Source organism: Paraburkholderia lacunae, assembly GCF_003353175.1.
Taxonomy (GTDB): Bacteria; Pseudomonadota; Gammaproteobacteria; order Burkholderiales; family Burkholderiaceae; genus Paraburkholderia; species Paraburkholderia lacunae.
In genome coordinates this window covers 205,628-219,771 of the sequence record NZ_QHKS01000005.1, presented here as the reverse complement: position 1 = coordinate 219,771, position 14,144 = coordinate 205,628, and the positions used below count along the sequence as shown (strand labels likewise).

Genomic DNA, 14,144 nt, shown 5'->3' with positions numbered 1-14,144 from the left:
ATGGCCCGCACCGAACGTTGTCAGCTCATACAGACGTGCTTAGATACCAAGTTCCTTGCGCACGTCCTGCCAATTGCCGCGCACCATCAGCTTGCCGGTGGTCTGCGTATCGGCAGGCGGCTCCTTGCCGCCCTTGATCCACTGAACGAGATTTTCCGTGCTCTCCTTGCCGTGCATCGTCGAGCTCACGGCGATCGTGCCGTAGAAGCCCGTCGGTTCCTTTTTCTGGAACTCGGCGAACGCTTCGCCCGCGCCGTTGATGCCGACGCCGATCACGTCCGCTGCCGGAATGTGCAGTTGCTCGGTAGCGCGCACGCCGCCCAGCACGCTCTCCTCGTTGAGCGCGAAGACCACCCACTTCTTGATGGTCGGGTGCTGCGCCAGCACCGGCGACGACGCGTTGAAACCGCCTTCGTCGTCGGTGGTCTTTTGCGGCGCGTCGAAGATGTTTTCCTTCTTGAAGCCGCCGGCGAGCAGCGTTTGCGTCGCGCCGTCGGTGCGCAGTTTCGCGGTCGGCAGTTCGTAGTTCGTGATGCGCAGCGCGCCGACTTCTTCCGGTTTCCAGCCGCGGCGCTTGATTTCATCGGAGATCGCCGTGCCGACCTGATTGCCGATCTTGAACGCGGACATGCCCAGATGCGGCACGTTCGCGAGCGGCTTGCCGGCGGAGTCGACCAGTTGATCGTCGACGGTGACGAACTTCATGTTGTAGCGCTTCGCGCGCGCCTGAATCGCCGGTCCGAGCCGCACGTCGGGTGCGCAGATCACGAAGCCTTTGGCACCTTGCGCGCCGAGGTTGTCGATGGCAGCCAGCACTTTTTCGCCGTCCGGCGTGCCGATATTGACCACCGAGAAGCCGTCCTTCTGGCCCAGTGCGGTCGCGGCTTTCTGTTCGTTGATGAACCATGCCTGTTCCGGCATCTTCACGAGAAATCCGATCTTGAGCGGCGCATCGGCACGCGCCGCGAGGTTCATGCCGAGCGGTGCGATGCACATCGCTGCGAGGGTGGCGCGAAGGGTCAGGCGGCGGATCTTGCTGGTCATACTCTGTCTCCGGGATGTGTGGTTGTGGTCAACCGTGCGTAGGTATTGCAGTGATTTCTGGCGATTGATTTGCAGACTAAGGTTTAGCGGCCGAACGCCTCGACTTCGACATGCCGTCCGAGCAGGAACGCATCGGCGACGAGGCGCAGCGGGCGCACGTCCACATCGTGGGCGCCATGCGCGATCAGTCCGTGAAAGTGTTCGTAGAGCGCCCCATATTCGCGCTCGCCTTCGAGCACAACCGGTTCGCCCGCAATCGAAAGACGCTTCCCGCCTTCCGTGATCGAGAGCAACCCGTTGGCGGTTTCGACGTCGATCTCCCATTGTTCGACGGGACCGTGGCGCCAGTCGAACTCGGCGCGCACCGGTACGCCCTCTGTGTCGATGCAGTCGAGTTCGGCCGCGATCGGCGTCGACACATCGCGCGGCACGAGCAGTTGCGCGCCGCACAACATGATTTCACGCGGCAGGATGTGCGTGACGATGGAGAGCGCGTTGATACCCGGATCGAACACGCCAAGGCCGCCTGGCTCCCAGATCCATTGCTGGCCCGGATGCCAGCGGCGCACGTCCTCCTTCCAGCGCACGTGCACGGAGTGGATCGTGCGTCCCTGAAGCCACGCGCGCGCCGGCTCCACGGCACTGGCATAGCGCGAGTGCCAGGTGGCAAAGAGCGTGCGTCCCCGGGCGCGCGCCAACTCGCGCAGGGCCTCGACCTCGCTCACGCTCGCCCCCGGGGGTTTTTCGAGCATTACATGCTTGCCCGCCTCGAGCGCCGCGCGGGCCTGCGCGTAGCGCACCTGCGGCGGAGTGCACAGCGAGACGGCGTCGAGGTCAGGCTCGGCGGCGAGCAGCGCATCGATGTCAGCATAGTTGCGAACCTGCTCGACCTGCGCGCTGCGGCTCACGCACGCGACCAGCGCGAAGCCCGCGTTTGCCGCGATAGCAGGCAGATGCTGGTCGCGGGCGATCTTGCCGATGCCGGCCACGGCCAGCGTAAAAGTCGAATTCATGGTGTTTCTCCGCCCAATGTTTGCTGAGCCAGAGCGATTCGCCAAAGGCAGTCGCGGCTCATTGCGCCCACCTCAGCACGAGCGCATCGAGACGCTTCGCGATCGCGATCAGCTCGGCGCGCGTCTCCGGATGCATTGGCGGCAGCGGGTGACGCGGTAGGTCGCAGGCGATCACGCCGCCTTCCTTCATCAACGACTTGCAGGCGAGCAGGCCCGCCTGGCGGTTCTCGTGATTGATGAGCGGCAGCCACTTCTGATAGAGCGCGAATGCGTCATCGATACGGCCTTCGCGATGCGCTTCGATGATCGGGCGAATGCCGTCCGGGAAGCCGCCACCCGTCATGGAGCCGGTGGCGCCGGCATTCAGATCGGCCAATAGCGTGATGCCTTCTTCGCCGTCCCACGGACCTTCCACGGCGTCGCCGCCCTGGCGGATCAGCTCGCGCAGCTTGTTTGCCGCACCCGGTGTTTCGATCTTGAAGTACGAGACCTGCTCTATTTCGCAGGCCATGCGCGCGAGAAACGCCGCCGACAGCACCGTGCCGCTCGCGGGTGCGTCCTGAATCATGATCGGAATGTCGAGCGCATCGGACACACGCGCGTAGAACTCGTAAATCTGCGGCTCGGGCACCCGGAAGGTGGCGCCGTGATACGGCGGCATGATCATGACCATTGAGGCGCCCTGCTCCTGCGCGCGTCTGCTGCGCGCCGCGCACACGTTGGTGCCGTAGTGCGTGGTCGTGACGATCACCGGCACGCGGCCCGCCACGTGTTCGAGCACCGTGCGCGTGATGATTTCGCGTTCTTCGTCGGAGAGCGAGAACTGCTCGGAGAAGTTAGCGAGAATGCACAGGCCGTCCGAGCCCGCGTCGATCATGAAATCGACGGCGCGCTTCTGGCTTTCCAGGTCCAGTTCGCCGGTCTCGGCGAAGGTGGTCGGCACTACGGGGAAAATGCCCTGATAACGGGGCGTACGACTCGTTGTCATAACTCCAATCCTGCAAAAAATAGCGTTCGTCGAAGGCCCCGCCTTCACGATTCGCGTGTGGATCCGCCTTCGGCGCGCGGCGCCGGGCGTAACCCCACGTTATGACGCGCGCGGCGTTTCCGGCTTGCCTGCAAAGCGGCGCCGCATGTTCAGCGGATTGGCGTCGCGCAGCGCGTCGGGCAACAGGCCGTCGGCGAGATTCTGGTAGCACACGGGGCGCAGGAAGCGCTCGATGGCGGCAGTGCCAACCGATGTGCTGCGGCCATCCGAGGTCGCTGGAAATGGGCCGCCGTGGACCATCGCGTCGCACACTTCGACACCGGTCGGAAAGCCGTTCGCGAGCACGCGGCCCGCCTTGCGCTCGATGAGCGGCAAGAGCGTGTGCACGAGTTCGGCGTCGATGGCCTCCATGTGCAGCGTGATCGTCAGCTGGCCTTCGATTTTGCGCAGTACCGCGCGCAACTCGACCTCGTTCGCGCATTCCACGAGCACGCTGCTCGGACCGAACACTTCTTCGCCGAGCGTGGGATCGGCGAGCAGGTCGCTCGCGCTCACGCGCAGGAGCGCCGCTTGGGCACGTCCCGGCGCTGCCGCGCCGCGCGCGAGCGTCATCACTTTCGGATGCTGCATGAGACGCTCGATGCCGCGCTCGTATGCGCGCAGGATGCCTGCCGCGAGCATTATGCCAGCAGGCGCGGCGCTGAATTCGCGCGCGGCGTTGGCGGCGAAGGCGTCGAACCCGGCACCCGCGAGGCCAAGCATCAAGCCCGGATTAGTGCAGAACTGCCCGCAGCCGAGCGTCGCGGACGCGACGAACTCGCGCGCCAACGTTTCGCCGCGCGCGGCGAGTGCGCCCGGCAACAGCAGGTTCGGATTCACGCTGCTCATTTCGGCGTAGACCGGAATCGGTTCGGCACGCGCTGCCGCGAGCCTCACAAGCGCGAGGCCGCCCGCGCGCGAACCGGTGAAGCCCACCGCGCGGATCGCCGGATGCTGCACCAGCGCGCCGCCGACTTCGTGGCCCGCGTCGAACAGAAGTGCAAAGACGCCCGCGGGCAACCCGGCCGCCGCAACGGCCTCCTGGATTGCGCGTCCAACGAGTTCAGAGGTGCCCGGATGCGCCGGATGCGCCTTCACGACGACGGGACAGCCCGCCGCGAGCGCCGAGGCCGTATCGCCGCCCGCCACCGAAAACGCCAGCGGGAAATTGCTCGCGCCGAATACCGCAACGGGGCCGACGCCGATGCGCCAGAAGCGCAGATCGGTGCGCGGCGGCTGGCGTTCGGGCAGCGCGGGCTCAATGCGCGCGTCGAGTGCGTCGCCGCTGCGCACGAGCGCCGCGAACATGCGCAGCTGATTCGCAGCGCGTGCGCGCTCGCCTTCGAGGCGTGCACGCGGCAGACCGCTTTCGGCCATCGCGCGTTCGATCAGTGGCTCGCCCAACGCTTCGATGCGCGCCGCGCAATCGTCGAGGAATTGCGCGCGCTTTTCGGCGGGCAGTCCGCGATAGAGGTCGAACGCTTCGTCCGCGAGTTCACACGCCGCATCGACATCGGCGGTCAAGGCGCTATGGAAAACCGGCTGTGCGATGGGCTCGTTCGTCGCGGCGTCAAGCGCCTGGAACGGCGCGCCGGCGCCGCGTCTCGCCGCGCCCGCGATCAGCAGTTCGCCCGTCAGCTGCATCGTCATGCTTCGCGCTCCCAATCAGTGCGAGTGGCGCGGCACGGCGGCGCCGCGCTTGCCCACGAGGAAATCGAGGTCGCAACCTTCGTCGGCCTGCAGCACGTGATCGACATAGAGACGCGCATAGCCGCCCTTGCCCTGCTGCTCCGCCACGCCCGGCGCGGCCACCGGATCGACGTCGGAGAGACGCCGCAGCAGTTCCTCGTCGCTAATGTCCAGATGCAACCGGCCCGCCTCGCAATCGAGCTCGATCCAGTCGCCGTTGCGCACCGCCGCGAGCGGGCCGCCCGCCGCCGCTTCCGGCGCGACGTGCAGCACCACCGTGCCGTAGGCCGTGCCGCTCATGCGTGCGTCCGAGATGCGCACCATGTCCTTCACGCCCTGACGCAGCAGCTTGGGCGGCAGGCCCATGTTGCCGACCTCGGCCATGCCCGGATAGCCGCGCGGGCCGCAGTTCTTCATCACGAGGATCGAGTCCTTGTCGACATCGAGCGACTCGTCGCCGATGGTCGCCTTGTAGTGATCGAAGTTCTCGAACACCACGGCGCGGCCGCGATGCTTGAGCAGTTCGGGGGTCGCCGCCGACGGTTTCAGCACCGCGCCGCGCGGCGCGAGATTGCCGCGCAGGATGCAGATGCCGCCGTCTTCGATCAGCGGCTCGTCAAGTGGCCGGATCACTTCGTCGTTGTAGTTCGGCGCTTCGCGCACGTTGTCCCAGATCGACTTGCCGTTGACTGTGAGCGCATTGGGATGCGGCAGCAGGTTCGCTTCGCCCAGGCGCCGCAGCACTGCCGGCAGACCGCCCGCGTAATAGAACTCTTCCATCAGGAAGCGGCCCGAGGGCTGCAGATCGACGATGGTCGGCGTATTACGGCCGATACGCATCCAGTCCTCGAGCTCGAGCGGCACGCCGATGCGCCCCGCAATCGCCTTCAGGTGGATCACGGCATTGGTCGAGCCCCCGATCGCGGCATTGGTGCGGATCGCGTTCTCGAACGCTTCGCGCGTCAGCACCTTGGAGAGCGTGAGGTCCTCGAGCGCCATCTGCACGATGCGGATGCCCGACAAATGCGCGAGCACATAGCGGCGCGCATCGACGGCCGGAATCGCAGCGTTGTGCGGCAGCGAGACGCCGAGCGCCTCGGCCATGCACGCCATCGTCGAGGCCGTGCCCATGGTGTTGCAGGTGCCCGCCGAGCGCGACATGCCCGCTTCGGCCGAGAGGAAATGATGCAGGTCGATCTCGCCCGCCTTGAGCGACTCGTGCAGCTTCCACACGGCCGTGCCCGAGCCGATGTCCTTCCCTTCGAGCTTGCCGTTGAGCATCGGGCCGCCGCTCACCACGATGGCGGGCACGTCGCAGCTCGCCGCGCCCATCAGCAGCGCGGGCGTGGTCTTGTCGCAGCCGCACAGCAGCACGACGGCGTCGATGGGATTGCCGCGAATCGCCTCTTCCACATCCATCGAGGCGAGATTGCGCGTGAGCATCGCTGAAGGACGCAGGTTCGATTCGCCGTTCGAGAACACCGGAAACTCGACCGGGAAGCCGCCCGCCTCGTAAATGCCGCGCTTCACGTGCTCCGCGAGCTTGCGGAAATGCGCATTGCAGGGCGTGAGTTCCGACCAGGTGTTGCAGATGCCGATGATCGGCCGGCCGTCGAACTCATGATCGGGAATGCCCTGATTCTTCATCCAGCTCCGGTACATGAAGCCGTTCTTGTCCATGGTGCCGAACCATAGTTGGGAGCGCAGTTTGGGTTTGGTTGCCGACATCGTCCGTCTTTGGGTTGGCTAGATTTGCGTGCAGTTTAAGGACCAAACTGATAACCTACCAATGAAAATTTAGACGCTTCACATATCAATTCATATATCAGTGTAAATACCTAAGTCATGCTGGATACGAACCCGTGGTACGTCCGTACTCGCCTGAAAACCCGCCAGTTACTCCTCGTGGTTGCGCTGGCCGAAGAAGGCAACATCCACCGGGCGGCGGCGGCCTTGAACATGACCCAGCCTGCTGCCTCGAAACTGTTGCGCGAGTTGGAGGAGATGCTCGGAGCGGTTCTATTTGAGCGCATGCCGCGCGGCGTGCGGCCAACTCTCTATGGCGATGCGTTGATCCGCCATGCACGCGTCGTGCTCGGCAGTCTCGACCAGGCACAGGAAGAACTGGCCGCTTTGAAGGCCGGACGCCTGGGGCACGTTGCGGTGGGTGCTATCACCTCGCCGGGCGTGCGCGTGCTTCCGGCGGCTGTCGCGGCAGTCAAGCGCGTGTATGCGAACATGCGTGTCTCGGTCGAAATCGACACCAGTAACGTGCTGCTGGAGCGGCTGGCGCAAGACAAGCTCGACGTGGTAATCGGACGTCTGTCGGCAGAGCACGACAAGCGCCAGTTGCGCTACGAACCGTTGGCCGGCGAGCCCGTCTGCGCAGTGGTTCGGCAAGGCCATCCGCTGCTGACCGGCGAGCCAGTTGCGCTGTCCGATGTCCAGCGCGGCGCGTGGGTCGTGCCGCCGGCCGGCAGCGTGTTGCGGCATCGCTTCGAGCTCATGTTCCAGCGTGCAAGCCTCGCTCCGCCCTCGAACGTCGTGGAGACGGCGGCGCTGCTCTTCATTACGCGGGCGCTCGAGAAGAGCGACATGATCGCCGTGCTCGCCGAAGATGTTGCGCGTTATTACGCGGCGCACGGCATGGTGGAGATCCTGCCGCTGCCGATGGACTGCAAAATGGACGACTTTGGGATCATCACCCCGGCGGAGAAGCTTCTCTCCCCCGCCGCGGCTCTGATGATCGACGCACTGCGCGCAGCGAGCCGCGAGACGTACGACCTGCCCTATCGCGTTGGCGCGGACGCCGTCGATACGCTTACAACCAGCCGTAGTGCCGATGCGACGCACGCGCGCGACTCACACCGGCCGACCTGATCCCGCGTCGCGCGCGAAAAGCACGAGTGGGTATCCCCCTGGCGATCGCTTGACAGTCGACATATCGCGAAACTAGGCATGGGTTAAGCGCTCGCGGTCACCGTGGAGTTCACCTCAACAAGTATTTCCACGCCCCCTGGCCCGAGCTTTATGCTCTCACCAGGAATTCGACGATCCGAAAGCGCGCTCACGTAGTTACGGGCGGGAAGCGGGACTTCCTTCGGCTCCCTGGAAAGGTTCAGCACGAACACAAGCCGCCTCTCCTCCGAGCTCCTGATCGAGACTTCCACACCGTCAGGAAGCTCAAGCTCGAAGTCGATGCCCGCGACCCCGGCGATGCGCTTCATCAGGACCTGGCTTGCCCTCTCGTCAAGGACCGTCCCGATGTAGTACACAGCGCCGTGACCAAAGGCGTTTCGAGTCACAGCCGCTTCGCCCGCGAAATATTCGCTTGCGTACGTTGCCACCGTTTCTGCTGTGAGAGGAGTCAGGATGTCGCACCACTGGCTGCTTGCGAGCTCCTCGCCAGTGGCGAGAATCAGCGTCTGCACATCCTTGCCGACAGGATCGTATTCGTCGACATACACGCCAGCGAGATCGGTTAATAGATTTGGAAGCCGGTCTGGCAAGCAAACATTGTCCATGTTCTTGACGCCGGATCGTGTTGTCAGTACGAGGGTCCCACCGTTCTCGACATATCCTTTGAGTTTCCCCGCAATGGCGTCATCGATCAAATACAGCATCGGAGCGACCACAAGCTTGTAGCCGTGGAAGTCTTCTCTCCAGTTAATGACGTCCACACCAACACCCATTCGCAGAAACGCCGAATGGAACCGTTTGAAGTTGCCCAGGTAGTCGAAACCATCAGCCTGCGGCTGGATCTGGAAAGCGTTTAGCTGCTCGTGAGAGAAAAGCATGGCTACGTCGTGCTTGAGCGTTGTGCCCTCGAGCAGCGGAGCGAGCTTCCTGGCTTCCCGGCTAAACTGGACAAACTCATCGAAACGGCGGCCGGGCTGCCCGTGGTGGTCCAAAAGTCCGTGCCAGAACTGCTCCGCACCGATACGCGCCGAGCGCCAACGAAACTGGACAATCGTGTCAGCACCGCGCGAGACGCTTTGCCATGCATACGCGCGGATCATGCCCGGGAACGGAGTGCGAGACATGGGGTACCAACATCCTGGCGTTCCGCTAAGTTGCTCCATGACCCAGAAGTTCTGACGCTTTACGCCACGCGCGAGATCGAGAGTCAATGCGCCGTGGTACATCTTCGATTTGGAGTCGTCCAGGAAATCGGTCGCCGGGTAATAGTCGACAGACGCAAAGTCCATGCTGTCAAACATGTCATAGTAGTCGGCGGTGACGGGATATCCCCACAGATTGTGCGTCACGAATTTGCCCGGACTATTTTCCCGGATCAGCGCCGCCTGGAATCGATTGAAGTCGGCAACCGCGTTGGATGAGAACCGCCGGAAGTCGAGCAAGAACGAAGGATTGAGATGCGGTGAACCGCCAAGTGGTGTGTTCACCTGTTCCCAGTCGCTGTATTCCCCGCTCCAGACGACGGTGCCCCATGCGTGATTCAGGGTCTCCAACGACTCATACTTTTTCTGCAGCCAGCCACGGAACAAACGCGTGCAGTTTTCGCAGTGGCAATCGTTCGCCGCCAGTTCATTGTCGGTTTGCCAACCGATGACGGCCGGATGCGCCGCATAACGCCGCGTGATCTGCTCGATGATGCGCTTGCCGAACTTGCGGAGCGACGGGCTGTTGTAGCAACGGTGAAGTCGCACGCCAGCGAACATCGCGTTGCCTTTGTTATCGACAGGCAGAACGTCCGGATAGTGGTGAGTCAGCCAGACCGGCGGCGTTGCGGTCGGAGTTCCAATCACCACCTCTATCCCATGCCGCGCCAACACGGCAATCGCCTGGTCAAGCCATTCGAAATCAAAATTACCCTCCGTCGGCTCGAGCCGCGACCACGCGAATTCAGCCAGGCGAACAAGGGTGATACCGGCTTCCTGCATCTGCCTGGCATCTTGCTCCCACAACGAAACGTCCCAATGCTCGGGATAGTAGTCGACACCGACATTCATAGACAGATTCCTTTTTGTCAAATGTTAGGGACGCGCTGCGCCCTGCGAGATTGCCACCCGCATCCTATCGACGATCGGTATTCGCTCAGCCCTTCGTTGCGCCGAATGTCAAACCGGCGATGAAGTGCTTTTGCATCGTGAAAAAGATGACCACGGACGGCAGGGCTGCGAGGAGCGAGCCCGCCGACACCAGATTCCAGGCGGTCGTCCACTGCCCCTTGAGCGCTGCCACCCCGACCGTGAGGGGGGCCGCGTCATCGCCCTGTGTCAGGCAAAGTGCCCAGAAATAGTCATTCCAGACAAATGTGAACACGAGTATGGCAAGCGCCGCGAGGGCGGGCGCGATCAACGGCAGGATGATCCGGTAAAACAATTGCCACTCGTTGGCACCTTCGATCCGCGCTGCTTCAACGAGCTCATACGGGAGTTCCTTGATGAAGTTTCGCAGGAACAACGTGCAAAACCCGGTTTGAAACGAAATGTGGAAGAGGATCAGTCCTTCAAGTGTGTTGAACAACCCAAGTTGAAGCGTCAACTGACGCACGGGGATCATGAGCACCTGGATCGGAACAAAGTTACCAGCCACGAAGATACCCAAAATGCTGTTGTTGCCCTTGAACGGATACGTCGCCAGCGCAAATCCGGCCATCGCGGCCAGCGCGATGGAGCCGACGACTGAAGGCACCGTGATGAGCCAACTGTTCAGGAAATAGTGAAGCATGGGGGAGTTGAAGAGTACCCTGCGGTAGTTCTCCACCAGCGCAAACTTTTCAGGCCACCCCCAATAGTTGCCGTTCGTCAGATCGTCCGTCGAACGAACCGACGTGACGAAGACCGCAATCAGTGGAAGCAGCCAGATTACAAGCGCGATCGGCAACGAGGTTTTGTAAACCTTACGGCTCATCGGGCTCCAACGGCTCACCGGAGTGGGATACATGTGCGATTCCTCTGTTATCGGTCGGCGTGAAGGAGCCGGCGTAGCTGGTACACGATGAAGACCAGCATGATCAAAAACAACACGACTGCAATGGCCGCCGAATAACCAAACCTGAAATACTTGATGGCCTGGTCGTACATGAAATAGGCCAACACCGTCGAACTGTCGAACGGGCCTCCGCCTGTCATAACGGCAATCAAGTCGAAGCTTCGGAGCGCACCGATGATGGTGAGCACGACAGATAGAAAGGTTGCTGGGCGCAGTTGAGGGAGCACAACGTGCCAGAGCAGCGACCAGCCCGTTGCGCCCTCCATCCTTCCCGCTTCGATGATCTCGGGATTGATGCTCGTGAGGTTGGTGAGATAGAGCAGCATGCAGAACGGGATCTGCGGCCAAAGCGCTGCGGCGATCACACCAAAAGTGGCATAGTGCTCGTCGCCAAGCACTGGAATGCCGTGCCCAACGAAAAGCTTCAACAGACCGAACGCGGGATCGTAAAACCAGCTGAAGACGAGACCGACCACAACGCCTGACAGCACGAAGGGAGAAAAGAACAGCGACTTGATCAACCGCATGCCCGTCACACTCTGGTTCAGATACAGCGCAAACGCCAGTCCAATTGGTGGGGCAAGCAGAAATAGAACGAGCCACAAGACATTGTTCTTCAAGGCAACATAGAACGTGTCGCTATGAAGCAACTCGCTATAGTTCGCCAGTCCGACGAACACCTTGTCGCTCATTCCGTCCCAGTTGAAAAAACTGAGCACGATGCTGCTGATGATCGGATAGATCACGTAGATACAGAACATCGTGCAAGCGGGTAGCAGAAACAGCAAAGCAGCTCGTTTGCGCTTCCGGGCAAGGGGTGCCGACAGCCGCGACTCTGACGAGCGGCTGATGCGGCGGGGCTGATCCGTTGGCGAGCCTTGGCTCACCGACTCTCTCGTTTCGGCTGTGGCCATCTGAACTCTCGCGTGATCAGGACTTGCTGTAGACGCGCTTGCGCATCTTTTCGAGGTCGCTAAGGATGTCATCGAGCTTCGACGGATCGCTGATGAATCGCTGCATCCCCTTCATGCCTTCGTCGGCCATTTCCTTGGTCATGTCGCGGTCGTAAAACTGAGCGACACCGCCTGTCGTCTGTGACAGGATCTGAAAGCCGATCTTGGCGATTGGGTCATCGGGCATGGCCGCCTTGTTGTTGGCGGGCAAGGTGCCCACCCCCTTGGCGAGCGCTGCGTCGTTATCAGGTTGACCGATGAACGCAAGAAACTTCCGCGCATCGGCCTTGCTTGCTGCTCGCATCGGGATGTTGAGACATTCGGCGGAACCATCTTCCGCCGGCGTCACCTTTGGGTCCACTGTCGGGAATTTGAAGAAACTGGTCTGAGATTTTGTCGCCGGAGGCAAGCCAGGGGACAGGAACGTGCCCATGAGCATCATTGCAGCCTGGCCTTGGATGTAGAGCGGCTGCACCGAGTCGAGGCTGTACGACAGCGGATTGTCGATGAAGTACTTGTTGTCGATCAGCGTCTTCCAGGCCAGATACACGTTCTTGACGCGTGCATCGGTGTATGGAATATCGCCGTTCATCAACTTCATGTGGAAGTCATAGCCGTTCATGCGCAGATCGAGATAGTCGAACCATGCAGCAAGCGTCCACGAGTCGCGACCGCCGACGGCAATCGGTGCAATGCCAATGGCCTTGAGCTTTTTGCAGTCGTCGAGAAACTCTTGCCAGGTTGTGGGCTCGCGCTTGATTCCGGCCTTCTCGAACAGGTCCTTTCGATAGTACAGACCCCACGCGAAATACTGGGTCGGCATTGCGTACTGTTTGTCCTTATACGAAGAGGCCGTCTTCAGGGACGCAAACTGCGTGTTCCAGTCGTTCTTTTTCCAGTCTGACGAGAGATCTTCGAGGAGGCCGCGCTGCGCATAGTAGGCCATGCGCTCGCCTTCGTGCCAATTGATCACGTCAGGCGCTACGGATGTAAGCCATGCAGGAAGCTGAACCTTGTATGTTTCCTCTTCGACGAACGCCACTTTGGTCGTCACGTCAGGGTTGGCTTGTTGGAACTGCCTGATCAGGTTCTCCCAGACGGCACGCGTCTCCGCGCCTTTGAAAGCAATGTTCAATTGAAGCGTACCGGCGCTGGCGGCCGTAGCGACAGAGAGGGCGGCACTCAGAACTGAGAGCGCAATGATTCGTTTCATGGACGTCTCCGGATGTTGTTTTAATGAAGCGTTGGCACAGCGTTACCATCGGCGGTAAACAGGTGGCAAGCGATTGAGTCGAATCGGACCGTGACGGGCGCGCCAGGTCGATAGCTCACGTCGCCTGATTGCTTCGCGACGACCGTAGTTCCAGCATGGTCGTCGAGATGAACATAGCTGTGTTCACCCAGGCGTTCGACGAGAGCGACCCGGCGCCGAAGCGTTTGTGTCGCGCCGCCGTTCACGCGCTGCTCGCGCTCGGAGCCGCTATCGATCACCTGGTCGAAGTGTTCGGGACGAATCCCAAGTTGCACTGTCTGACCAATATGCAACGACGAACCGTCCACCTTGACTAGCACTCCGTCGTTGGACTTGTCCAGTCTCACTGACACCCCATCGTTGCTTACAGATTGAACGGTTGCTTCCAGGAAGTTCATCTTGGGACTACCGATGAATTCCGCAACGAATCGGCTGTTTGGGCGGTGATACAGATCGAGCGGCGAGCCTACCTGCGCAATGCTGCCGAATCGTTCGGCATCTGCGCCAGCCCGCAGGAGAACGATTTTGTCCCCGAGGGTCATTGCCTCGATTTGGTCGTGAGTCACATAGACCGTGCTGGCTTGTGCAAACTGATGATGGAGTTTGGCAATCTCGACCCGTGTCTGGCTGCGGAGCATGGCGTCGAGGTTCGAGAGCGGTTCATCGAACAGGAACACGCCGGGTTCCCGGACGATGGCTCTTCCGATCGCGACGCGCTGGCGCTGACCGCCGGACAACGCCGCCGGCTTTCGCTTCAGCAACGCGTCGAGTTGTAACGTCTTTGCTGCAGATTGAACCTTCTTGTCAATCTCGCTCGCGGGTAGCCCGGCCAGCTTCAAACCGAACCCCATATTCTCTTCGACCGTCATATGGGGAAACAAGGCGTAGCTCTGGAAGACCATCGCTACCCCTCGTTTGGCAGGAGGTATTGCATTGACAAGGCGCCCACCAATCTGCACGTCGCCGGATGTCGCGTCTTCGAGGCCAGCGATGATGCGAAGCAAGGTCGACTTGCCGCAACCCGACGGACCGAGGAAAACGCAGAACTCGTTTTCCTCGATGTCCAGATCGATTCCGTGTAGTACGGGTGCGTGATCTCCATACGCCTTCGTCACGCCCTTCAGTGTGATGGTTGCCATGTCTCCGTCCGATTTGATTTAACGTTACATCATCGAACTTTAAAAAAAGGCCGCGAGGCCGGTCCGGAC

General features: G+C 61.5%; 11 protein-coding genes. 1 reads left to right on the top strand and 10 read right to left on the bottom strand.

Annotated elements, in window-relative coordinates; genetic code table 11:
• Nucleotides 1-39 precede the first annotated feature (39 nt).
• The 5 genes from DLM46_RS09500 to DLM46_RS09480 all read right to left on the bottom strand — a co-directional run bounded on the left by DLM46_RS09500 (nucleotide 40) and on the right by DLM46_RS09480 (nucleotide 6,501).
• Nucleotides 40-1,044 (bottom strand): arabinose ABC transporter substrate-binding protein, encoded by a 1,005-nt coding sequence (locus DLM46_RS09500; RefSeq protein ID WP_115100509.1) that lies wholly within the window; start codon nucleotides 1,042-1,044, stop codon nucleotides 40-42.
• 83 nt (nucleotides 1,045-1,127) lie between these two features.
• Nucleotides 1,128-2,057 (bottom strand): Gfo/Idh/MocA family protein, encoded by a 930-nt coding sequence (locus DLM46_RS09495; protein WP_115100508.1) that lies wholly within the window; start codon nucleotides 2,055-2,057, stop codon nucleotides 1,128-1,130.
• A gap of 58 nt (nucleotides 2,058-2,115) precedes the next feature.
• Nucleotides 2,116-3,045: a dihydrodipicolinate synthase family protein gene (locus DLM46_RS09490; protein ID WP_115100507.1), complete on the bottom strand. Its 930-nt coding sequence runs from the start codon at nucleotides 3,043-3,045 to the stop codon at nucleotides 2,116-2,118.
• Nucleotides 3,046-3,144: 99 nt separating this feature from the next.
• A complete protein-coding gene (locus DLM46_RS09485) occupies nucleotides 3,145-4,728 on the bottom strand; it encodes an aldehyde dehydrogenase (NADP(+)) (protein WP_115100626.1) in 1,584 nt (527 codons plus the stop codon).
• Nucleotides 4,729-4,749: 21 nt separating this feature from the next.
• Entirely contained in the window at nucleotides 4,750-6,501 is a 1,752-nt protein-coding gene (locus DLM46_RS09480) for an IlvD/Edd family dehydratase (protein ID WP_115100506.1), read from the bottom strand.
• Between the two features lie 117 nt (nucleotides 6,502-6,618).
• Here DLM46_RS09480 and DLM46_RS09475 point away from each other — a divergent pair, with 117 nt between their 5' ends.
• Complete coding sequence (locus DLM46_RS09475; protein WP_115100505.1) at nucleotides 6,619-7,653, top strand: LysR family transcriptional regulator; 1,035 nt, start codon at nucleotides 6,619-6,621, stop codon at nucleotides 7,651-7,653.
• A gap of 83 nt (nucleotides 7,654-7,736) precedes the next feature.
• On the opposite strand, the gene DLM46_RS09470 is transcribed toward DLM46_RS09475, so the two are convergent.
• The 5 genes from DLM46_RS09470 to DLM46_RS09450 all read right to left on the bottom strand — a co-directional run bounded on the left by DLM46_RS09470 (nucleotide 7,737) and on the right by DLM46_RS09450 (nucleotide 14,075).
• Complete coding sequence (locus DLM46_RS09470; RefSeq protein WP_115100504.1) at nucleotides 7,737-9,746, bottom strand: beta-galactosidase; 2,010 nt, start codon at nucleotides 9,744-9,746, stop codon at nucleotides 7,737-7,739.
• An 85-nt stretch (nucleotides 9,747-9,831) separates the two neighbouring features.
• Nucleotides 9,832-10,683 carry a carbohydrate ABC transporter permease gene (locus DLM46_RS09465; protein ID WP_115100503.1) on the bottom strand — a complete coding sequence of 284 codons (852 nt, stop codon included), beginning with the start codon at nucleotides 10,681-10,683 and terminating at the stop codon, nucleotides 9,832-9,834.
• Between the two features lie 14 nt (nucleotides 10,684-10,697).
• On the bottom strand, nucleotides 10,698-11,645 hold the full coding sequence (locus DLM46_RS09460) for a carbohydrate ABC transporter permease (protein WP_115100502.1): 948 nt from the start codon (nucleotides 11,643-11,645) through the stop codon (nucleotides 10,698-10,700).
• 16 nt (nucleotides 11,646-11,661) lie between these two features.
• The gene (locus DLM46_RS09455; RefSeq protein ID WP_115100501.1) at nucleotides 11,662-12,897 is read right to left on the bottom strand and encodes an ABC transporter substrate-binding protein; all 1,236 of its coding nucleotides are present in this window, start codon (nucleotides 12,895-12,897) and stop codon (nucleotides 11,662-11,664) included.
• Nucleotides 12,898-12,917: 20 nt separating this feature from the next.
• Nucleotides 12,918-14,075 carry an ABC transporter ATP-binding protein gene (locus DLM46_RS09450; RefSeq protein WP_115100500.1) on the bottom strand — a complete coding sequence of 386 codons (1,158 nt, stop codon included), beginning with the start codon at nucleotides 14,073-14,075 and terminating at the stop codon, nucleotides 12,918-12,920.
• Between the last annotated feature and the right edge of the window lie 69 nt (nucleotides 14,076-14,144).